Here is a 20776-nt window from a genome sequence, read left to right as displayed (position 1 = left end):
CGTCACCGGGCGTATTGACAGCGCACTGGTCCAGACCGCACGGTGATCCGCGACACGGACACCCGCTACGGCAAAGGGGCCCTTCGGATGAGCGACCGCAAGCTCGCCGCCCAGTTCTTCGACGCCGCGATCGCCCTGCTCCAGCGGGCCCGCGACGAGGAGGCCGACACCGTCGAGGCCGCCGGCACGCTCCTCGCCGACACCGTGGCCGCGGGCGGCCGCCTCTTCGCCTTCGGCGCCGGTCACTCCTCCCTCGCCGCCCAGGACGTCGTCTACCGCGCGGGCGGCCTCGCCCTGATGAACCTGCTCGCGGTCCCGGGCGTCGTCGGCGTCGACGTCTCCCCCGCCACCCTCGGCTCCGCCCTGGAGCGCGTCGACGGCCTCGCGAGCGCCGTCCTGGAAACCTCGCCCCTGCGCGCGGGAGACGCCCTCGTCATCGTCTCGCTGTCCGGCCGCAACGCCCTGCCCGTGGAGATGGCCCAGAAGGCCCGCGCCCTGGGCGTCCGGGTGATCGGCCTGACGTCGGTGGCCTACGCCTCGGAGACGACGTCCCGGCATGCCTCCGGAACCTTCCTGAAGGACCACTGCGACGTCGTCCTCGACTCGAAGATCGCGGTCGGCGACGCCGAGCTCACCCTCGACACCGTCCCCGCGCCCTTCGCCCCCGCCTCCACGGTCGTCACCTCGGCGCTCCTGCAGGCCGTGATGGCCACCGCGGCCGGCGTCCTCGCCGAGCGCGGCATCGAGCCCCCGCTGCTGCGCTCCGGCAACGTCGACGGCGGCCACGACTGGAACGGGCGGATCATGGAGGAGTACCGGGACCGGATCTTCTACCGCCGCTGAACGGGCGCCACCGCCACCCGGCGGCGCGACCGGCGGACCGACCGGCGGACCGACGGCTCGACCGGGCGAGTCAGGCGCCTTCGCCCCGGCCCGCCGCGTCGGCCGCCCCGGTCAGATCGGCGAGGTCCAGCGCCGCGGCTATCCGGACGGCGACATCCTCGGCGTAGTTCGCGTCGGAACGCTCGAAGGCCGTACGGCCGCCGCCACGCAGGAACGTCACGACGCCCAGGGTGCGGCCCCTGCTGCGCAGCACCGCGCACAAGGCGTGCACCGTGTCGTCGGGCCACAGGCGCGCCCGGGCCCACTCCCGTGCCTCGTCGGCCGGCGCGGAGCCCACCCCGGCCCGCACCGAACCGGCCCGCGCCACGCACTGAAGCGCCGGGTGCGCCTCGCCGTAGCGGACCGGCAGGCCCGTGTGTCCGGTGAGCGCGCTGGGACCCGGCCCGCCCGACGGGGTGGCCGCGACCCGCATCAGCCGCTGCGGACCGGCCCCCTCCACGTCGGCCGGGGCGCCGCCCATCACCCGGTCGACCAGGGCGTGGTCGGCGAATCCGGCGAGCGCGAAGTCGAGGTGCACGGTGGCCGCCTCGGCGGGATCCTCGCACTCGGCGGCCGCGCGGGCGGCCCGGTGCAGCTGGTTGGCGCGGAAGCGCAGCAGCGAGGCCTCCTGCTCGCCCTGCTTGGCCTCCGTGACGTCCTGGAAGAGCCAGCCGACCCCGAGAGGCACCGGCTCCTCGGCGAGCGGCGAGGCGAGCCGCAGGAAGCCGCTGCGCCAGCAGCGCCGCTTCTCCCCCTCCGGGGTGCGCACGCCGACCCACAGCTCGGCGGGGACCGGCGGAGCACCCTCGGCGAGGACGTGCGTCAGCGCGTTCTCCAGCTCCTCGACGCCCCGGGTGAGCAGATCGCCCAGGGGGCGGCCCAGTGCGGCCGTACGGCCCGTGCCGAGCGCGCGGGCGGCGTGCGCGTTGACGACGGCGGGGCGCAGGTCGGCGTCGACCAGGACGACCCCCCAGGAGGCGTCGTCGAAGAGGGCCTCGCTGAGCGCGATGGAGCGCTCCAGGTCGATCTGGGCGTGCACCTCGCTGAACGCGAAGTACAGCCCCGCGGGCTTGCCGTCGGGCCCGCGCACGGCGGCGGACTGGCTGCGCACGAGGACGCGGCCGCCGTCCTTGGTCAGCAGCGCGAACTCGTGGACCTGGCGGCCCGACGCGTGCATGGCGGACATCAGCCGCCCCTCGATGTCCTCGGCGTCGGCCTCGCGCACGGCCCATCCCGCGAAGCCGTGCCGGCCGACCGCCTCGGCGGCGGTCCAGCCGAGGATGCGCTCGGCCTCGCGGTTCCAGTGGGTGACGATGCCGTCGCCGTCGAACGCGCAGAGCGCCGCGTCCATACCGTCGAGCAGCGCGGCGAGCAGGTCGGTGCCGTCCGGGCCGACCGGGCCGACCGCGGTCTCCGCGCCTTCCGGGGGCGTGGGGCCGTCGCCGCCCGACCGCTCGGGCTCGTCCGGCCCCAGCTCGTCGGTGGTCCCACTACGTCGGGAAGCACTCACCTGGACCCCCTGCAGGTTCGCTCACTTGCCCTCATTCAACTCGAACGTGACGCAGCCCACATATGGTTCCCGCAAGATTGCAGAGGAATCGTTGTACCGCGCCCTAGTCATCGCGGGGCAGGAGCCGCAGGTCGACCCATTCCGCCGTCCCGCCGTCGAGCACGTACCGCTCGACCTCGACGAAACCGCGCGCCCGCGCGAACCGCAGGCCGTCCTCGTTGACGGCCAGCACGCACGTCTCGACCACCCGGGCGCCGAGCACGCGCGCGTGGGCGAGAGCGTGGTCGTACAGGGCGGCGCCGTGGCCGCGCCCCCGGTAGGCGGGCAGCACGCGCGCGATGACGGTCGCCGCCGCCTGCTCACCTTCGGGCGGCCGCACGGTCGAGCAGCCGACGAGGACGTCACCGACGTAGGCGTTCTCCAGCCGGTAGCGGCCCGCGCGCTCGCGCACCTCCTCGAGGGACATCGCGGCGGGCGGCACGATCGTGTTGTGGACGTGCCGCCACTGTTCGAGCGCGGCCTCACCGGCCACGACCTCGGTGCGCAGACGAAGATCGGTCACGCGAGCAGGGAATCGCTTCCCGGCCCGCCGAGTCAACATCCCAGAAAAACACTTGAGCGACCGGAGATGGGTTCCTAGTGTGGGCCGTACCGAAGGAAAGGAGGTGGTCCGAAGCATGTATGCACACCGGACGTCGGAGGTGGCTGCGGGCTAGTGGCCCGTCGCCCACTGAGTGCGGTGCCGGACCGGCGTGTGTGAGTTGCACGCAACCGGCCAGTTCAACGCAGTCACCCGACCCGCGAGTCGCCGGTACGTCCGGCCGGCCCTCCTGAGCGAGGACCAGACTCGCGGGTCGCCTGCATTTCCGGCCCTCCGCCCCTGGGGCCCTCCGTCCTTGGGGCCCTCCGTCCTTGGGTCCCTCCGCTCTCGGGTCCCTCCGCTCTTCGGCGGGCTCTCGTCCGCAGGGTTTGCGGGGCGTGATCCGCGCCACGTACGGATCTTTCGTCAGGCAGTACCCTGGGCGCATGCTTTCGCTCGTTCGACGCCGCCACGTGGACTACGTCCGCGTCACGAGCATGGGCTGTCGACGCTCCCTCTGAGCTTCCAGCCCCTTCCGCGGTTCACCTCCGCCTGCGTTCCCCCTCCCTCTTGCCCACTTGGCACCCGTGCGCCGCCCCACCCACGGCGGCGGCCGGGCCCCGTACACCTGCGGACGTACCATGACGAACCCGTCGTACCAGCAACTGCCGATCATCGATCTCTCCGCCGCCGACCGCGGCCCCCAGGCCCGGGCGCTGCTGCACGCGCAGCTGCACAGTGCCGCGCACGACGTGGGGTTCTTCCAGCTGGTCGGGCACGGGGTCGGTGAGCGGGAGACCGGCGAGCTGCTGTCCGCCATGCGGGCCTTCTTCGCGCTGCCCGAGGCCGAGCGGCTCGCCATCGACAACGTGAACTCGCCGCACTTCCGCGGCTACACGCGGACCGGCGACGAGCGGACCGGCGGGCGGCAGGACTGGCGGGACCAGCTCGACATAGGGGCCGAGCGGCCCGCCCGGACACCCGGTGCCGACGAGCCCGCCTACTGGTGGCTGGAGGGACCCAACCAGTGGCCCGCCGGGCTGCCCGCGCTGCGGACCGCCGCACTCGCGTGGATCGCGCGGCTGAGCGCCGTCGCCGAGAAGCTGCTGCACGAGCTGCTCGCCTCGATCGGGGCGCCCGTCGACTTCTACGACCAGGCGTTCGGTGAGCGGGCGCATCCGCATCTGAAGCTCGTGCGGTATCCGGGAAGCGCGGGCGACGGTGCGGGGCAAGGCGTCGGGGCGCACAAGGACTACGGGTTTCTGACGCTGCTGCTCCAGGACCGGGTCGGCGGGCTCCAGGTACAGCGCGCGGACGGGCTGTTCCATGACGTACCGCCGCTGCCGGGCGCCTTCGTGGTCAACCTGGGTGAGCTGCTGGAGGTCGCGACCAACGGATATCTCGTGGCCACCAACCACCGGGTCGTGTCGCCGCCGAGCGCCGTCGAGCGGTTCTCCGTGCCCTTCTTCTACAACCCCCGTCTGGACGCCCGCGTCGAACCGCTGCCCTTCCCGCACGCCTCCGCCGCGCCCGGCGTGACCGACGACCCGGCCAACCCGCTCTTCGCCGAGTACGGCTTCAACGAGCTGAAGGGCAAGCTGCGGGCCCACCCGCTGGTCGCCGAACGGCACCACGCGGAGCTGCTCAGCCCCGCGTGACGCCGTGTCCCGTCGGCCGGGCCCGTCCGGCCTAGCCGCTGATGTCCCCGTAGCCCTCGATCTCCCGAGGGTTGCGGGAGCCCGGGCCGATGTAGCGGGCCGACGGGCGGACCAGGCGGCCGGTGCGCTTCTGCTCCAGGATGTGCGCCGACCAGCCCGCCGTGCGGGCGCAGGTGAACATCGACGTGAACATGTGCGCCGGGACCTCGGCGAAGTCCAGGATGATGGCCGCCCAGAACTCGACGTTCGTCGCCAGGACCCGGTCGGGGCGGCGGGCGTGGAGTTCCGCGAGGGCCGCCTTCTCCAGGGCTTCGGCGATCTCGAAGCGGGGCGCGCCCAGCGCGCGGGCCGTACGGCGCAGCACGCGCGCGCGTGGGTCCTCGGCGCGGTACACGCGGTGGCCGAAGCCCATGAGCCGCTCGCCCTTGTCGAGGGCCTGCTTGACGTACGCCTCCGCGTCCCCGGTCCGCTCGATCTCCTCGATCATGCCGAGGACGCGGGAGGGGGCGCCGCCGTGCAGCGGGCCCGACATGGCTCCCACGGCGCCGGACAGTGCGGCGGCGACGTCGGCGCCCGTGGAGGCGATCACGCGGGCCGTGAACGTGGACGCGTTCATGCCGTGTTCGGCGGCCGACGTCCAGTAGGCGTCGACCGCGGCCACGTGCTTGGGGTCCGGCTCGCCGCGCCAGCGGATCATGAACCGCTCGACGACGGACTGCGCCTTGTCGATCTCCCGCTGCGGGACCATCGGCCGGCCCTGGCCGCGCGCGGACTGGGCGACGTAGGAGAGGGCCATGACGGCGGCGCGGGCGAGGTCCGCGCGGGCCTGCTCGGCGTCGATGTCGAGGAGGGGCCTCAGGCCCCAGACGGGCGCGAGCATGGCGAGCGCGGACTGCACGTCGACGCGGATGTCACCGGAGTGGACGGGGATCGGGAACGGCTCGGCGGGCGGCAGGCCGGGGTTGAAGGCGCCGTCGACGAGCAGGCCCCAGACGTTGCCGAAAGAGACGTGACCGACCAGGTCCTCGATGTCGACGCCCCGGTACCGCAGGGCGCCGCCCTCCTTGTCGGGTTCGGCGATCTCCGTCTCGAACGCGACGACTCCTTCGAGTCCGGGTACGAAGTCGGACATCGGGCGGCTCCTCGTGATGTGTGCGACGGGCGGCGCCGGCGGTTCCGCGGTCCTGTGCACCTCGGGTGCGAAGACTCGCGGTCCTGGGCGGTACTCCACTGATGCCCCGTGCGGCCGTCGGTCACCCGACCGGCACCCGACCGGGGCGGGACACGGCGACGAGTGCCTCTGCACCATATCCCCGAGTGCCACCCTTGGGGAGTGGTCGCGGCACTCAGTGCCACCTTTGGTGGGTCGGTCTGCGGCGGTGGGCCATACGGCAAGATGACCACGTGACCGACGCAGACGCCGTCTCCCCCGGCCCCGTCCCCGATCCCGCCGCCATGCGCAAGCAGTACCGGGCCGAGGGGCTCTCCGAGGCCGAGCTGGCCGCCACGCCCGTGGAGCAGTTCGCCCGCTGGTTCAAGGACGCGGCCGTCGAGGCCCATCTCTTCGAGCCGAACGCCATGGTCGTGTCCACCGCGGACGCCGAGGGCCGGCCCGGCTCCCGCACGGTGCTGCTGAAGCACTTCGACGAGCAGGGCTTCGTCTTCTACACCAACTACGACTCCCGCAAGGCCCGCGACCTCGCCGAGAACCCGTACGTCTCGCTGCTCTTCCCCTGGCATCCGATGGCCCGGCAGGTCGTCGTGCGGGGCGTGGCACGGCGCACCGGGCGCGACGAGACCGCCGCGTACTTCCGGACCCGGCCGCACGGCTCCCAGCTGGGGGCCTGGGCCAGCGCGCAGTCCTCGGTGATCGCCGGCCGCTCCGATCTCGACGCCTCCTACGCCGAGCTGGCGGCCCGCTACCCGGAGGGCGAGCAGGTGCCGGTGCCGCCGCACTGGGGCGGTTTCCGGGTGGCTCCCCAGTCGGTGGAGTTCTGGCAGGGCCGCCTGAACCGGCTGCACGACCGGCTGCGGTACGTGGCGGAGGCGGACGGGAGCTGGCGGGTGGAGCGGCTCAGCCCCTGACGGGACCGTCACCTCGGGAGGGCGGGGTGTCGACGGTGGGGTCAGCCGAGGGCGTCGTCCAGCAGTCCCGCCCACTGCGCCACCACGCGCTCGCGGCGCCCCGCGTCGTCGGTGAGGAGGTTGGCGAGGCCGAGGCCGCGGGCCATGTCCAGCAGGCCCTGGACGGTCTCGCGGACGCCGGGCGCGGACTCGTCGGCGCCCAGGAGCTCGACGGCTATGCGGTGGCTCTCGCGGCCCACGCGGGCCTCCAGCTCGGTCACGCGCGAGCGCAGCTGCTCCTCGTTGGAGGCGGCCACCCACAGGTGCAGCGCGGCCCGGAAGAGCGGGCCGGTGTAGAGGGCCACGAGGGCGGTGACGACCGCGCGCCGGTCGCCCGTCGCGCCCTGCGGGAACAGCGCGCGCAACGCGTCCGAGCGTTCCTCGGCGACGTACTCGACGGCCGCGGTGAAGAGGTCCTCGCGGGTGGGGAAGTGGTGCTGGGCCGCGCCCCGGGAGACGCCCGCGCGTTCGGCGACGACGGAGACCGTGGAGCCCGCCCAGCCGCGTTCGGCGAGGCAGGCCACGGCGGCCGCCAGGAGCCGCTGCCGCGTGGCCCGGCTGCGGTCCTGCTTGGGCACCCGGTCACCCGGCCCGCGATCGCCCGGAGCACGGTCGCCCGGAGCACGGTCGCCCGGAGCACGGTCGTCCGGGGTCACAACACCCATGGAGGATCCCGTCGTTCGAGGAAGGCCGTCATTCCCTCGCGGGCGTCGGGGCCGGCGAACAACGAGGCCGAGAGCCTGGTCATCTCACCCGCGTCCTCGACGAGGGCCTCCAGCACCTTAGCCGTGAGCAGCTCCTTCGTCCTGGCCAGGGCCGTGGGCGCGGCCCGGCGCAGCCCGTCGAGCACGGGTGCCAGGGCCTCGTCCAGGTCGCCGTCGCCGGCCGAGAGGGTGACGAGGCCGATCCGGGCCGCCTCGGCCGCGCCGAAGGTCTCGCCGGTGAGGCAGTAGCGGGCGAGGGCGCGCGGGTCGACGCGGGGCAGCAGCGGCAGCGAGATGACGGCGGGCGCGACCCCGATGCGCACCTCCGTGAACGCGAACGTCGCCGTGCCGGAGGCGAGCGCGATGTCGCAGGCGCCGAGCACACCCAGCCCGCCCGCCCGCACATGTCCGGCGACCCGGGCCACCACGGGCTTGCGCAGTTCGAGGATCCGCCGGAGCAGCGCGGGCACCGCGTCGGGCGGCGGGGGGTCTTTCAGGTCGGCGCCCGCGCAGAAGGTGTTGCCGGTGTGGGTGAGGACGACGGCGCGTACGTCGTCGTCCTTGTCGCAGCTCCCGAGCGCGTCCGTCAGCTCGCTCACGAGGGCGCGCGAGAGGGCGTTGCGGGTGGTGGGCGAGTCGAGGCTGAGGGTCTCGACTCCTCGGACGCGGGTCCGTCCGACCAGGGCGGTCGTCATGCACGCTCCCTCAGTTGACGGCGCAGGATCTTGCCGGAGGCGGCGCGCGGCACGGCGTCGATGAAGGTGACCCCGCGGACGCGCTTGTAGGGGGCGACCCGCTCGGCGACGTACATCGCGATCTCTCCTTCGGCGAGCTCGGGTGACGTGGGCTGCCGGACCACGTACGCGTGCGGGACCTCGTTGCCGTCGTCGTTGTAGACGCCGATGACGGCCGCGTCCGCTATGCCGGGGTGGGTGAGCAGGAGGGCCTCGAGTTCGGCGGGGGCCACCTGGAAGCCCTTGTACTTGATCAGTTCCTTGACCCGGTCGACGACGAACAGCCAGCCGTCCGCGTCGACCCGCCCGACGTCGCCGGTGTGCAGCCAGCCGTCGCCGTCGATCATGTCGGCGGTGGCGTCGGGGCGGCCCAGGTAGCCCTTCATGATCTGCGGCCCCCTGATGAGGATCTCGCCGGCCTCGCCGATGTCGAGGTCCTTGTCGGGGTCGTCGAGGGAGACGATCCGCATCTCGGTGCCGGCGATGAGCTTGCCGACGGTGCCGGCGGGGGCGTCCCGCATGGCGTCGAGCGGGACGACGTGGGTGCCCGGGGACAGTTCCGTCATGCCGTAGGCCTGGCCGACCGGCGGCAGGTCCAGGCGCTCGGCGCAGGCGGCGGCGAGGGCGGCGTCCAGGGGCGCGGCCGCGCTGACGACGTACCGCAGGGACGACAGGTCGTACCGGGTGACCGCCGGGTGCTTGGCGAGGGCGAGGACGATCGGCGGGGCCACGTACAGGCCGGTGATGCGGTGGTTCTGGATGGCCGCGAGGAACGTCTCCAGGTCGAAGCGGGGCAGGACGACGACGGTGGCGCCCTCGCGCAGGGGCGCGTTCATCAGGGCGGTCAGGCCGTAGATGTGGAAGAACGGCAGCACGGCGAGGATGCGGTCGCCCGGGCCCACGGACATCGCCGGCCGCAACTGGGCGAGGTTGGTGGCGATCTGCCGGTGGGTGAGCATCACGCCCTTGGGGACGCCGGTGGTGCCGGAGGAGTACGGCAGTGCCGCCACGTCTTCCACCGGGTCGATGTCCACCTGCGGTTCCGGGGCCGCCGAGGCGAGCATGTCGACGAGCGAGCGGTGCCCGGCGGCGGTGTCGCAGACGAAGATCTCCTCGACGCCGCCCGCGAGTTCGGCCGCCCGTCGGGCCGTCTGGAGCAGCGGGGAGACGGTGACGATCCAGCGGGCGGCGGAGTCGTCGAGCTGCTTGGCGAACTCCTCGGCGGTGGCGAGCGGGTGCACGGTGGTGACCGTGGCGCCCGCGCGCGTGGCCCCGTAGAAGGCGAGCGGGAAGGCGACGGTGTTGGGGCTGTGCAGGGCCAGTACGTCGCCCTTGCGGACCCCGGCCTCGGCGAGCGCGGCGGCGACCCGCCGGTGGAACCGGTCCACCTGGTCGTACGTGAGGGTGGTGCCGTCCGTGCCGTCGACGAGCGCCGGCAGTTCACCGAACTCGGCGGCACGGCTCAGCACGGCGTCGTGGATGGGGAGTTCTACGGGCGGGACGTCTGCGAACTCGCTGCGGAACATGGTTCCTCCTCGCGCGCCGGACACGACGGTTGCCGGCTGCGGTCAGTACGACTTGGGCAGGCCCAGGGTCTGGTGGGAGACGTAGTTGAGAATCATCTCCCGGCTCACCGGGGCGATACGAGCCACGCGGGAGGCGGTTATCAGCCTGGCGAGGCCGAACTCGCGCGTGAGGCCGTTGCCGCCGAGGGTGTGCACGGACTGGTCGACCGCCTTCACACAGGCCTCCCCGGCCGCGTACTTGGCCATGTTGGCGGCCTCGCCCGCGCCGACGTCGTCCCCCGCGTCGTACAGCTGGGCGGCCTTCTGCATCATCAGGCGGGCCAGTTCGAGGTCGATGTGGGCCTGCGCGAGGGGGTGTGCGATGGCCTGGTGGGCGCCGATCGGGCTCTTCCAGACGGTGCGGTCGCGCGCGTACTCGATCGCTTTGGAGAGCGCGTGGCGGCCCATGCCGATCGCGAAGGCGGCCGTCATGATGCGCTCGGGGTTGAGTCCGGCGAAGAGTTGGAGCAGGCCCGCGTCCTCGTCGCCGACGAGCGCCTCCGCCGGGAGCCGCACCTCGTCCAGGACGAGCTCGAACTGCTTCTCCACGCTGTCGAGTTCCATGTCGATGCGGCGGCGGGAGAAGCCTTCGGCGTCGCGCGGGACGATGAACAGGCAGGGCTTGAGGCTGCCGGTGCGGGCGTCCTCCGTGCGGCCGACGATCAGGGTGGCGTCGGCGATGTCGACGCCGGAGACGAAGACCTTGCGGCCGGTCAGCAGCCAGTCGCCGCTCGCGGTGTCGCGGCGGGCGGTGGTGGTGATGCGGTGGCTGTTGGAGCCGGCGTCGGGTTCGGTGATGCCGAAGGCCATGAGGCGGCTGCCGTCGGCCAGGGCGGGCAGCCACTCCCGCTTCTGGGCCTCGGTGCCGAAGCGGGCGATGACCGTGCCGCAGATCGCCGGGGAGACGATCATCATCAGCAGCGGGGCTCCGGCCGCCCCGAGCTCTTCGAGGATCAGGGAGAGCTCGGCGATGCCGCCGCCTCCGCCGCCGTACTCCTCCGGCAGGTTGACGCCGATGTAGCCGAGCTTGGCGGCTTCCTGCCAGAGGCCGCGCCTCTCCGAGTCGGAGGCGGCGTCGGAGGCGGAGCCGGAAGCCGAGCCGGAAGCGGATTCGTGGGCGCGGCTCCTGGCGAAGGACGAGACCGCCTTGCGGAGTGCCTTGTGCTCGTCGGATTCGATCAGCGTGCTCAATGTGGCTCCTTCGTCTGCGGGTTCGTCATGGCCGGTCGCGCCCCACACGGCGGAGCCGCATGATGTGGCGCCCCGCGCCCCTCAGGGCGCGATTCCCTCGACGACGGCCAAGAGGGTGCCGAGCTCCACCTGCTGTCCCGTCGTCACCGGCAAGGCCGTCACCGTCCCCTCCACCGGGGCCGAAATGACGTGCTGCATCTTCATCGCTTCGAGCCACAGCAGCGGTTCACCGGCCCGGACACTCGATCCGGTGATGAGACCGTCCGCGAGCTTGACGACCGTGCCGGGCATCGGCGCGAGCAGGGAGCCGGGGGCGTGCTGGGCCTCCGGGTCGGGGAAGCGGGGCAGCGCGGTGAGGGCGGCGTCGTTGACGTGGACGCGGTCGCCATAGCGGGCGACCTCGAAGCGGCGCCGTACGCCGTCGATCTCCAGGACGACCAGGCCGGGGTCGGCGTGCACCACCTGCACCCCCTCGGCCGTGAGGCCGGTCCGGGTGTGGCGGTAGCGGACCTCCGTCTCCTCGCCCGCCGCCGCGTACCGCTTCGTCTGCGGCTGGGACGGCAGGTTGCGCCAGCCGCCCAGCGGCGAACGGGTGCGCGCGTCCGCGAGGGCGGCGGCCAGCGGGGCGTACGGGTCGGGCTCCGCGACGGTGAGGTCGCCGAGATGCCGGTCGTAGAAGCCGGTGTCCATGCGGGCGGAGGTGAACTCCACGTGGCGCAGAGAGCGGACCAGCAGGTCGCGGTTGGTGACGGGGCCGTGCAGGACCGTGCGTTCCAGGGCGCCCGCGAGCCTGCGGATCGCCTCCGCGCGCGTGGGGGCGTGGGCGACGACCTTGGCGAGCATGGGGTCGTAGTGGACGCCGATGTCGTCGCCGTCACCGAAGCCGGTGTCCAGCCGGACGCCCTCGGGGACGGCCAGACGGTGCAGGGTGCCGGTCTGCGGCGTCCAGTTGTTCGCCGGGTCCTCGGCGTAGAGCCGCGCCTCGACGGCGTGGCCACGCGCGCGTGGGGGCTCGGGAGCCAGGGCGGCGCCCTCCGCGACCCGGATCTGCTCGGCCACCAGGTCGAGGCCGAAGACGGCCTCCGTGACGGGATGTTCGACCTGGAGGCGGGTGTTCATCTCCAGGAAGTGCGCACGGCCGTCGGCGACGAGGAACTCGACGGTACCGGCGCCGACGTACGAGACGGCCCGCGCGGCCCGCACGGCCAGCGCGCGCAGCTCCTGCGCCGTCCGCTCGGACAGGGCCGGCGCCGGCGCCTCCTCGATCACCTTCTGGTGGCGCCGCTGCAGGGAGCAGTCGCGGGTGCCGAGCGCCCACACCGTGCCGTGCGTGTCGGCGAGGATCTGCACCTCGACATGGCGGCCGTTCTCGACGTACGGCTCGACGAACACCTCGCCGTCGCCGAACGCGCTCGCGGCCTCGGCGCGGGCGCCCTCCAGCGCGGCGCCCAGTTCCGCCAGCCGGCGCACGATGCGCATACCGCGCCCGCCACCGCCCGCGGCGGCCTTCACCAGCACCGGCAGGTCGGCCTCCGTCACCTCGTCCGAGGCGAGCGGGGCGAGCCCCATGAGCTGTTTGGCGCGGGTCTTGGACGCCATCGCCTCGATCGCCTCGGGCGGTGGCCCGATCCAGACGAGGCCCGCGTCCAGGACGGCGCGCGCGAAGTCGGCGTTCTCGGAGAGGAAGCCGTAGCCGGGGTGCACGGCGTCCGCGCCCGCGCTGACGGCGGCCTTCACCACGAGGTCGGCGCGCAGGTAGGTCTCCGCGGGCGCGCTGCCCGGCAGCCGTACGGCCGAGTCCGCCACGCGCGCGTGGAGGGCGCCCGCGTCGGCGTCCGAGTGCACGGCGACGGTGCGGATGCCCGCCTCGCGGCAGGTCCGGAAGACGCGGCAGGCGATCTCGCCGCGGTTGGCCACCAGAACGGAAGTAATCATGAGCCTCACATCCGGAAGACGCCGAAGCCACCCCGCGCACCCTCGAAGGGCGCGGTGTGGACGGCCGACAGGCACAGGCCGAGGACGGTGCGGGTGTCGCGCGGGTCGATGACACCGTCGTCGTACAGCCGCCCGGACAGGAACATCGGCAGCGACTCGGACTCGATCTGCTGCTCCACCATGGCGCGCAGGGCGGCGTCCGCGTCGTCGTCGTAGGGCAGGCCCTTCGCGGCCGACGACTGCCGGGCGACGATGGACAGGACCCCGGCGAGCTGCTGCGGGCCCATCACCGCCGACTTGGCGCTCGGCCAGGCGAAGAGGAACCGGGGGTCGTAGGCGCGCCCGCACATGCCGTAGTGGCCGGCCCCGTACGAGGCGCCCATGAGGACGGACAGGTGCGGGACCTTCGAGTTGGCGACCGCGTTGATCATCATCGCGCCGTGCTTGATGATGCCGCCCTGCTCGTACTCCCTGCCGACCATGTAGCCGGTGGTGTTGTGCAGGAAGAGGAGCGGGATGTCGCGCTGGTTGGCGAGCTGGATGAACTGGGCGGCCTTCTGGGACTCCGCGCTGAAGAGCACGCCCTGGGCGTTGGCCAGGATCCCGACCGGGTAGCCGTGCAGGGTCGCCCAGCCGGTGACGAGGCTCGTCCCGTAGAGGGGCTTGAACTCGTCGAAGTCGGAGGCGTCGACGATCCGGGCGATCACCTCGCGCGGGTCGAAGGGGGTGCGCAGATCCCCGGGGACGATGCCCAGGAGTTCCTCCTCGTCGTACCGGGGAGGGACACCGGGCCCCGGATCCCGGTACGCCTTGCGGTGGTTGAGGCGGGCCACCACGCGGCGTGCCTGCCGCAGCGCGTCCCGCTCGTCGACGGCGAAGTGGTCGGCGAGGCCGGACACGCGCGCGTGCATCTCCGCGCCGCCCAGCGACTCGTCGTCGCTCTCCTCGCCGGTCGCCATCTTCACCAGGGGCGGCCCGCCGAGGAACACCTTCGCGCGGTCCTTGACCATGATCGCGTGGTCGCTCATGCCGGGGATGTACGCGCCGCCCGCGGTCGAGTTCCCGAAGACGACGGCGACGGTCGGGATCCCGGCGGCGGACAGCCGGGTCAGGTCGCGGAAGACCGCCCCGCCCGGGATGAAGATCTCCTTCTGCGACGGCAGGTCGGCCCCGCCCGACTCCACCAGGCTGATGCAGGGCAGCCGGTTGGCGAGGGCGATGTCGTTGGCGCGCAGGGCCTTCTTCAGGGACCAGGGGTTGCTGGCGCCCCCGCGCACGGTCGGGTCGTTGGCGGTGATCATGCACTCCACGCCCTCGACGACCCCGATGCCGGTGACGAGGGAGGCGCCCACGGTGTACTCGGGGGAGGCGCTGCCCCAGGCGGCCAGCGGCGACAGCTCCAGGAACGGCGTGTCGGGGTCGAGGAGCAGCTCGATGCGCTCACGGGCGAGGAGCTTGCCACGCGCGCGGTGCCGGGCGACGTACTTCTCCCCTCCCCCCGCCAGCGCCTTCGCGTGCTCGGTGTCGAGGTCGGCGAGCTTGGCGAGCATGGCCTCGCGGTGCGCGCGGTAGTCGGGACCCTGGGTGTCCAGGGCGGACGTGAGAGCCGTCACAGGAGGGCCTCCGGGATGTCCAGGTGTCGGGAGCGCAGCCATTCGCCGAGTGCCTTGGCCTGCGGGTCGAAGCGGTGCTGGGCGGCGACCCCGGCGCCGAGGACGCCCTCCACGACGAAGTTCAGGGCGCGCAGCCGGGGCAGCGGGTGGCGGGTGACGGTCAGCTCGCGGCTCTCGGGGACGAGCTGCCGGAACCTGTCGGCCGTCAGTTCGTGGGCGAGCCAGCGCCAGGCCTCGTCCGTCCGGGCCCACACCCCCACGTTGGCGTTGCCGCCCTTGTCGCCGCTGCGGGCGCCGGCCACGAGCCCGAGGGGCGCGCGCCGTACGGGGCCGGGGGGCGGCGGATCCGGCAGGTCCGGTTCCGGCACCTCCTCGAGGACGAGGGTGCCGGCGGCCGTGGGTGCGGCGACGGGCAGGCGGCGGCCGTCGTGGAGGACGGCGAGATGCTCGACGTCCTCCTGCGGCACGTAGGCGGCCTCGAACACGCCGTAGGGGGAGCCCTTCCCGGGCGGCGCGAGCACATGGAAGCCGGGATAGCTGGCCAGCGCCAGCTCCACGGCCGCCCCGCTCAACGCCCTTCCCACGGCATCCGGTTCGGGGTCGCGCACGACGAGCCGCAGCAGTGCGCTCGCGGTCTCCTCGGTGTCGGCGTCGGCCCGGTCGGTCCGGACCAGCTCCCAACGCACCTCGGCGGGGCGTGACTTGAGAAAGACCTGTGCCATCTGTTCCCGTACGAGAGCGGCCTTGGCCTCGATGTCCAGGCCGGTGAGCACGAAGACGACCTCGTTGCGGAAGCCGCCGAGGCGGGTGCGGCCGACCTTGAGGGTCGGGGGCGGGGCTTCCCCGCGTACGCCGTGGATCCGTACCCGGTCCGGGCCGTCCTGGGTGAGCCGTACGGTGTCCAGCCGGGCGGTGACGTCGGGGCCGGCGTACCGGGCGCCCGTCGTCTCGTACAGCAGCTGCGCGGTCACCGTGCCGACGTCGACGAAGCCGCCGGTGCCGGGGTGCTTGGTGATGACGCAGCTGCCGTCCTCGTGGATCTCGGCGAGCGGGAAGCCGGGCCGCCGCAGGTCACGGCCGCCCTCGGCGAAGAAGGCGTAGTTGCCGCCGGTGGCCTGTGTCCCGCACTCCAGGACATGTCCGGCGACGACGGCGCCCGCGAGCCGGTCGTACTCCTCGGGCCCCCAGCCGAAGTGGGCGGCGGCGGGGCCGGTGACGAGGGCCGCGTCGGTGACCCGCCCGGTGACGACGACCTCCGCGCCCTCGCGCAGACACGCGGCGATGCCGGAGCCGCCGAGATAGGCATGGGCGGTGAGGCTGCCGGGATACCGGGCGCCGAGGTCGTCGCCCTCGACGTGCGCGACGCGTACCGGGATACCGAGCCGGTCGGCCAACTGCCGGACCGCGTCGGCGAGTCCGGCCGGGTTGAGGCCTCCGGCGTTGGTGACGACACGTACGCCGCGGTCGTGGGCGAGGCCGAGGGACTCCTCCAGTTGCCGCAGGAAGGTGCGGGCGTACCCGCCGGCGGGGTTCTTCAGCCGGTCGCGGCCGAGGATCAGCATGGTCAGCTCGGCGAGGTAGTCGCCGGTGACGACGTCGAGTTCGCCGCCGGTGAGCATGTCGCGCAGGGCGTCGAAGCGGTCGCCGTAGAAGCCGGAGGCGTTGCCTATCCGCAGGGCCGTCACCGGACGGCTCCCTTCGGCGTACGGCCGCTGCCGGGCGGACCCGCGAAGGCCTGGGCGATGTCCAGCCAGCGGTCGGCGTCGGGGCCCTCGGCGCGCAGGGCGAGGTCGGCGCGGTGGGCGCGCTGGGTGACCAGGAGGCAGAAGTCGAGGGCGGAGCCGGTCACGCGGTCCGTGGCGTCCTCGGGGCCGTACGTCCACATCCCGCCGGACGGGCCACGGAGTTCGACGCGGAACTCCTCGAACGGCGTGGGCAGTCCGTGCACGCCGAAGGCGAAGTCCCGGGTGCGGACGCCGAGGCGGACGATGTGCCGGAGCCGGTCGGTGGGTGCGGGCGTCTCGCCCAGCGCGTCCGCCACGTCCCGGCCGTGGGCCCAGGTCTCCATGAGCCGCGCGGTGGCCATGGAGGCGGCCGACATGGGCGGGCCGTACCAGGGGAAACGCGCTCCTTGGGGGGCCGCCCGCAGGGCGTCCGCCAGGGCCTCGCGCCCGGCCCGCCAGTCCGCGAGCAACCGCTCGGGCGGCTTCGCGGCCCCCTCCCGCGCGCCGTTGTCGACGAAGTCGCCGGGCGCGGCGAGCGCCTTCTCGACCTCGCGGGCGAACGCGTCCTGGTCGGTCACGGCCAGCGCGGAGGAGTGGTCGGTCCAGGCGAGGTGCGCGATCTGGTGGGCGACGGTCCAGCCGGGGGCAGGGGTCGGGAGCGTCCACCGCTCGGGACTCAACTCGGCTACCAGCCGGTCGAGTTCGTCGCTTTCGGCACGGAGGTCGTCGAGCACGGGCGTCGGGTCGGCCATGGGGTGGAGCATGGCAGCGGGCCAAGAAACAATCAAGCATGCTTGCATGAATTTTCCCGAGGCCTTTGAGTCCCCCCGGGGGGCGTGTGCGGGTCGTCTTCCGGGGCCCCTGTGGGGGTCGCCCACGGACCCCGGTCAGTCGGTGGCCGCGGGTTTCGGCAGGGCGCCCGGACGCGTACCGGAATCGGCCGGCCGCCGTCCTTCCTCGCGCCTGCCGAGCGCCGCGAGGGTCAGGGTCACGGTGACCGATCCGGCCGCCAGCAGTGTCATCGCGGCGGCCGGGGAGGTCAGCTGGGCCAGCGTGCCCGCGAGGACGGCGCCGATGCCCTGGAGAGCGGCCATGCCGGTGACGTGCAGGCCGAGAGCCTGGCCCGCGAGGTCGTCGGGCGTGAGGGACATCAGGCGTTCCTGGAGGACCAGGCTCGCGGCGAAGCCGACGGAGGCGACGGTGACGGCCACGGCCGACAGCGCCACTCCGGGCCGCAGGACGAAGAACAGGTACGGAACCGCCAGCAGCACGCGCAGCGGGGTCGCGAGACGGGGGCGCGCGGTAGGCGGCACCAGGCGGCCCACCGCCAGGTCGCCCACGAACATGCCCAGCGCCCCGAACGCGTACAGCATGCCGGCGGCCTGGGGGGCGTAGGGGACGTAGAGCGAATCGCTCCCGACGATCAGGCCGTTGGGGACCCACAGGCCCAGGTACGTCAGGCGGCGGGGGCGTGAGGACCACAGCAGGGCGTTGGTGCGCCAGGTCGCCGGGACGGACGGGCGGCCCGAAGAGCGCGGCGGGCGGGCCGTGAGACCCAGGCGGGTGACGAGGGCCGACATCACGTACAGCGCCGCCGCGAGGAGCAGGCAGGTCCGTGGGGACAGGAGCGTCAGCAGTAGGCCGCCCGTCGCGAACCCGGCCATCTGCACCAGGCCCCAGAGCATGTTGAACACCGAACGGCCCAGGAGATAGCCGTCCTTGGACAGGATCTCGTTGAGCAGTCCCCCGCGCACTCCTCCGCCCAGCGACGCGACCAGCCCCTGCAGGAGGACGACGGCGAAGAGCGCCCACACCGGCAGGCCCGGCAGCGCCAGCACCGCCGTGCCGGCCGCGAAGGCGAGGGCGAGGCCGGACAGGACCGCGCGCGGGGGCAGGCGGTCGGCGCCCGAGAGCAGGAACGCGCCCCCCAGCAACTGCGCGAGCTGCGGGCCGAACATGCTCACCGCCGACAGGAACGGGGAGCCGGTGGCCCGGAAGACGAGCGTGCCGAGAGCCAGGCCGCCGACCGTCTGAGCCGCGGCGAAAGCGGCGAAGGAGAGCAGGAACGGAGTGAACTGCGGCGTCCGGAACAAGAAGCGGTAGCTGCGCATGCGTCGAAGTTTCGGAGCACCCGGCGACCCCTGTTCACCGTTTCGCCGAGACACGAAACGTCGGCCGCACGCCCGGGCGGCGGCCGGGCAGGTGCTTCCGGACGGTGCCCGTCAGGCCTCCGGGACCGCCGACTTCGGCCGCCCCACCTGCGTGCGGACCGCGCCCATGCTCGCCGCGACGACCAGGGCGATCGCGGCCGCCTGGATCGTGGTCAGGGCCTGGTCGAGGATGAGGAAGCCCGCGGTGGCGGCGACGGCCGGTTCCAGACTCATCAGGATCGCGAAGGTGGACGCGGGCATGCGGCGCAGGGCGAGGAGTTCGAGGGTGTAGGGCAGGACCGAGGAGAGCAGGGCCACCGCCGCCCCCAGGCCCAGCGTCACCGGGTCGGCCAGTTTGCTGCCCGACTCGGCGAGGCCCAGGGGGAGGAAGAGCAGGGCGCCCACCGCCATCGCCAGCGCCAGGCCGTCCGCCTGCGGGAAACGGCGGCCGGTGCGGGCGCTGAAGACGATGTACGCCGCCCACATCGCCCCCGCCCCCAGCGCGAAGGCGACACCCACCAGGTCGAGGCCGCCGCCCAGCCCGCCACCGTCCCCGCCGTGGCCGCCGCCCCCGCTGAGCAGGAAGACGCCCGCGAGGGCCAGGCCGGCCCAGACGAGGTTCAGCGCGCGGCGCGAGACCACGACCGACAGCGCGAGGGGGCCGAGGACCTCCAGCGTGACCGCCGCGCCCAGCGGGATGCGGTCCACCGCCTGGTAGAAGAGGCCGTTCATCGCGGCCATCGTGACGCCGAAGACGACGACCGTGCCCCAGTCGGTGCGGGAGTGGCCGCGCAGCCGGGGCCGGCAGATCACCAGCAGGACCACCGCCGCCACCAGCAGCCGCAGCGCGACCACGCCCAGGGCGCCCGCCCTCGGCATCAGCGTCACCGCCAGCGCGCCGCCGAACTGCACCGAGATGCCTCCGGCCAGCACGAGGCCGACCGGGCCGAGAGCGCCCAGCCGCCCGCCCGGGGTCCCGGGGGCGCCGGTCGCTGTGGCGGTGGGGGCGAGCTGGGGTGTGGCGGCGGTGTCGGGGGCAGTCACGGGCGGTCCTGGGGCTCGGCTCGAGGTGCGTACATCACGCTGCACTGTCAAGTCCAGGGTAATGGACTCGGTCAGGCGTGTGAACCCGCCATGCCACTGTCTCGGGCTGTGAGACGTCGCCGCCCTCGACGCGGAGCAGGCGGCCGGCGGCTATCTGCGCGCCATGTAGAGGCCCAGCGCCCGGTGCAGCAGTTTGTTGAGGGGGAAGTCCCACTCGCCCAGGTACTCCACGGCCTGTCCGCCCGTGCCCACCTTGAAGCGGAGCAGGCCGAGCAGGTGGTTGGACTCCTCCAGGGTGTCGGTGATGCCCCTCAGGTCGTAGACGGCGGCGCCCAGTTCATGGGCGTCGGCCATCATGCGCCACTGCATGGCGTTGTTCGGCTGGACCTCGCGCCTGCGGCCGGTGGAGGCGCCGTAGGAGTACCAGACGTGCTCACCGACGGTCAGCATGGTCGCGGCGGCGAGAACCTCCCCGTCGTGGTGGGCGAGGTAGAGCCGCATACGGTCGGGATGTTCGGCGTTCAGCGCGCTCCACATACGCCGGAAGTAGGACAGGGGGCGCGGGATGAAGCGGTCGCGTTCGGCGGTCTCGGTGTACAGCCCGTAGAACGCCGGCAGGTCCTCCGCCCCGCCCCGGACGACCTTCACGCCCGCCTTCTCGGCCTTCTTGATGTTGCGCCGCCACTGCTGGTTGAGGCCGCTGTGGACGTCCTCCAGCGTGCGTCCGGCGAACGGGACCTGGAAGACGTAGCGGGGCTGACCGGCCGCGAAGCCGTCCTCGCCGCCCGGCTCGGTCTGCTGCCAGCCGGCGCGGCGCAGCCGGTCGGCGACCTCGGAGGCGCGCGGCTCGTACGAGCTCGCCTCGGCGTCCCGCAGCCGGTGGGCGCCCGGGTCGGCGATGGCCGCCTTGACCGCGTCGGCGCTCCAGCGCCGTACGACGACGGGCGGGCCCATCTTCACCGAGAACGCCCCCCGCGCCTTCAGCCACGCGAGCATCGGCGCCAGCCAGCGCTCGGCCAGATCCGGCGCGTGCCAGTCGACGAGCGGCCCCTCGGGCAGATACGCCAGGTACTTCCGCAGCCTCGGCAGTGGCCGGAACAGCACCAGCCCCACCCCCACGAGCGCACCCGTCCCGTCGGTCCAGCCCAGACTCTCCGCCCGCCAGTCCGGCTTCACGTCACCCCACGAAGGGATCTGCATATGGCTGGCGGAGGGGCGGGCCGCGACGAACGCCAGGTGCTCGTCACGGGTGATGGACTGGACGCGCAGGCTCATACGCGGGGCTCCTTCGAAGGACCGTTCGCATCGCCCGTTCGCATCGCCGGACGACCGTCCCGTCAGCGTAGGAGTCGGCCCCGCCCA

The 20776-nt window shown here is 73.4% G+C and carries 17 protein-coding genes; 3 read left to right on the top strand and 14 right to left on the bottom strand.

Translation table 11 applies throughout. From position 1 onward, the window contains the following. Positions 1 to 87: 87 nt before the first annotated feature. The gene (locus tag OG933_RS24575) at positions 88 to 843 is read left to right on the top strand and encodes an SIS domain-containing protein (protein ID WP_230195404.1); all 756 of its coding nucleotides are present in this window, start codon (positions 88 to 90) and stop codon (positions 841 to 843) included. A 70-nt stretch (positions 844 to 913) separates the two neighbouring features. Here the strand turns inward: OG933_RS24575 and OG933_RS24570 are convergent, their stop codons facing one another. Then, positions 914 to 2392 (bottom strand): PAS domain-containing protein, encoded by a 1479-nt coding sequence (locus OG933_RS24570; RefSeq protein ID WP_362522788.1) that lies wholly within the window; start codon positions 2390 to 2392, stop codon positions 914 to 916. A gap of 103 nt (positions 2393 to 2495) precedes the next feature. After that, on the bottom strand, positions 2496 to 2954 hold the full coding sequence (locus tag OG933_RS24565; RefSeq protein WP_362522789.1) for a GNAT family N-acetyltransferase: 459 nt from the start codon (positions 2952 to 2954) through the stop codon (positions 2496 to 2498). Positions 2955 to 3613: 659 nt separating this feature from the next. On the opposite strand from OG933_RS24565, the gene OG933_RS24560 reads away from it, so the two are divergent. After that, a complete protein-coding gene (locus OG933_RS24560) occupies positions 3614 to 4630 on the top strand; it encodes a 2-oxoglutarate and iron-dependent oxygenase domain-containing protein (protein ID WP_327183680.1) in 1017 nt (338 codons plus the stop codon). 31 nt (positions 4631 to 4661) lie between these two features. Here the strand turns inward: OG933_RS24560 and OG933_RS24555 are convergent, their stop codons facing one another. Further along, positions 4662 to 5762 carry a citrate synthase 2 gene (locus tag OG933_RS24555; protein ID WP_405628930.1) on the bottom strand — a complete coding sequence of 367 codons (1101 nt, stop codon included), beginning with the start codon at positions 5760 to 5762 and terminating at the stop codon, positions 4662 to 4664. A 272-nt stretch (positions 5763 to 6034) separates the two neighbouring features. On the opposite strand from OG933_RS24555, the gene pdxH reads away from it, so the two are divergent. After that, the gene (pdxH, locus tag OG933_RS24550) at positions 6035 to 6715 is read left to right on the top strand and encodes a pyridoxamine 5'-phosphate oxidase (protein WP_362522791.1); all 681 of its coding nucleotides are present in this window, start codon (positions 6035 to 6037) and stop codon (positions 6713 to 6715) included. 41 nt (positions 6716 to 6756) lie between these two features. Here the strand turns inward: pdxH and OG933_RS24545 are convergent, their stop codons facing one another. The 11 genes from OG933_RS24545 to OG933_RS24495 all read right to left on the bottom strand — a co-directional run bounded on the left by OG933_RS24545 (position 6757) and on the right by OG933_RS24495 (position 20689). After that, entirely contained in the window at positions 6757 to 7419 is a 663-nt protein-coding gene (locus tag OG933_RS24545; RefSeq protein ID WP_405628928.1) for a TetR/AcrR family transcriptional regulator, read from the bottom strand. Next, positions 7407 to 8153, bottom strand: coding sequence for an enoyl-CoA hydratase family protein (locus OG933_RS24540; RefSeq protein ID WP_405628926.1), 747 nt, complete (start codon positions 8151 to 8153; stop codon positions 7407 to 7409). Before OG933_RS24540 ends, OG933_RS24545 begins: the two co-directional genes overlap by 13 nt. Beyond that, on the bottom strand, positions 8150 to 9718 hold the full coding sequence (locus tag OG933_RS24535) for a 4-coumarate--CoA ligase family protein (RefSeq protein WP_405628925.1): 1569 nt from the start codon (positions 9716 to 9718) through the stop codon (positions 8150 to 8152). The genes OG933_RS24540 and OG933_RS24535 overlap by 4 nt, the downstream gene beginning before the upstream one ends. A 42-nt stretch (positions 9719 to 9760) precedes the next feature. Further along, positions 9761 to 10948 (bottom strand): acyl-CoA dehydrogenase, encoded by a 1188-nt coding sequence (locus tag OG933_RS24530; protein WP_362522794.1) that lies wholly within the window; start codon positions 10946 to 10948, stop codon positions 9761 to 9763. Between the two features lie 81 nt (positions 10949 to 11029). Continuing rightward, positions 11030 to 12883, bottom strand: a complete 1854-nt coding sequence (locus tag OG933_RS24525) for an acetyl/propionyl/methylcrotonyl-CoA carboxylase subunit alpha (RefSeq protein ID WP_405628923.1) — start codon at positions 12881 to 12883, stop codon at positions 11030 to 11032. 5 nt (positions 12884 to 12888) lie between these two features. Then, the gene (locus OG933_RS24520; protein WP_405628921.1) at positions 12889 to 14496 is read right to left on the bottom strand and encodes an acyl-CoA carboxylase subunit beta; all 1608 of its coding nucleotides are present in this window, start codon (positions 14494 to 14496) and stop codon (positions 12889 to 12891) included. Continuing rightward, positions 14493 to 16181, bottom strand: a complete 1689-nt coding sequence (locus OG933_RS24515; RefSeq protein ID WP_362522797.1) for an acyclic terpene utilization AtuA family protein — start codon at positions 16179 to 16181, stop codon at positions 14493 to 14495. The genes OG933_RS24520 and OG933_RS24515 overlap by 4 nt, the downstream gene beginning before the upstream one ends. Continuing rightward, positions 16178 to 16972 carry a TIGR03084 family metal-binding protein gene (locus OG933_RS24510; RefSeq protein WP_362522798.1) on the bottom strand — a complete coding sequence of 265 codons (795 nt, stop codon included), beginning with the start codon at positions 16970 to 16972 and terminating at the stop codon, positions 16178 to 16180. The genes OG933_RS24515 and OG933_RS24510 overlap by 4 nt, the downstream gene beginning before the upstream one ends. Before the next feature lie 135 nt (positions 16973 to 17107). Beyond that, the gene (locus tag OG933_RS24505) at positions 17108 to 18331 is read right to left on the bottom strand and encodes an MFS transporter (protein ID WP_405628919.1); all 1224 of its coding nucleotides are present in this window, start codon (positions 18329 to 18331) and stop codon (positions 17108 to 17110) included. Positions 18332 to 18442: 111 nt separating this feature from the next. Further along, positions 18443 to 19414 carry an EamA family transporter gene (locus tag OG933_RS24500; RefSeq protein ID WP_405628918.1) on the bottom strand — a complete coding sequence of 324 codons (972 nt, stop codon included), beginning with the start codon at positions 19412 to 19414 and terminating at the stop codon, positions 18443 to 18445. Between the two features lie 150 nt (positions 19415 to 19564). Continuing rightward, positions 19565 to 20689: a lipid II:glycine glycyltransferase FemX gene (locus OG933_RS24495; protein WP_405628916.1), complete on the bottom strand. Its 1125-nt coding sequence runs from the start codon at positions 20687 to 20689 to the stop codon at positions 19565 to 19567. Positions 20690 to 20776 lie beyond the last annotated feature (87 nt).

The organism is Streptomyces sp. NBC_00016, from assembly GCF_045040885.1.
GTDB lineage: Bacteria > Actinomycetota > Actinomycetes > Streptomycetales > Streptomycetaceae > Streptomyces > Streptomyces coriariae.
The sequence above is the reverse complement of the archived record's forward strand: the minus strand, read 5'-3'. Positions and strand labels throughout refer to the sequence as shown.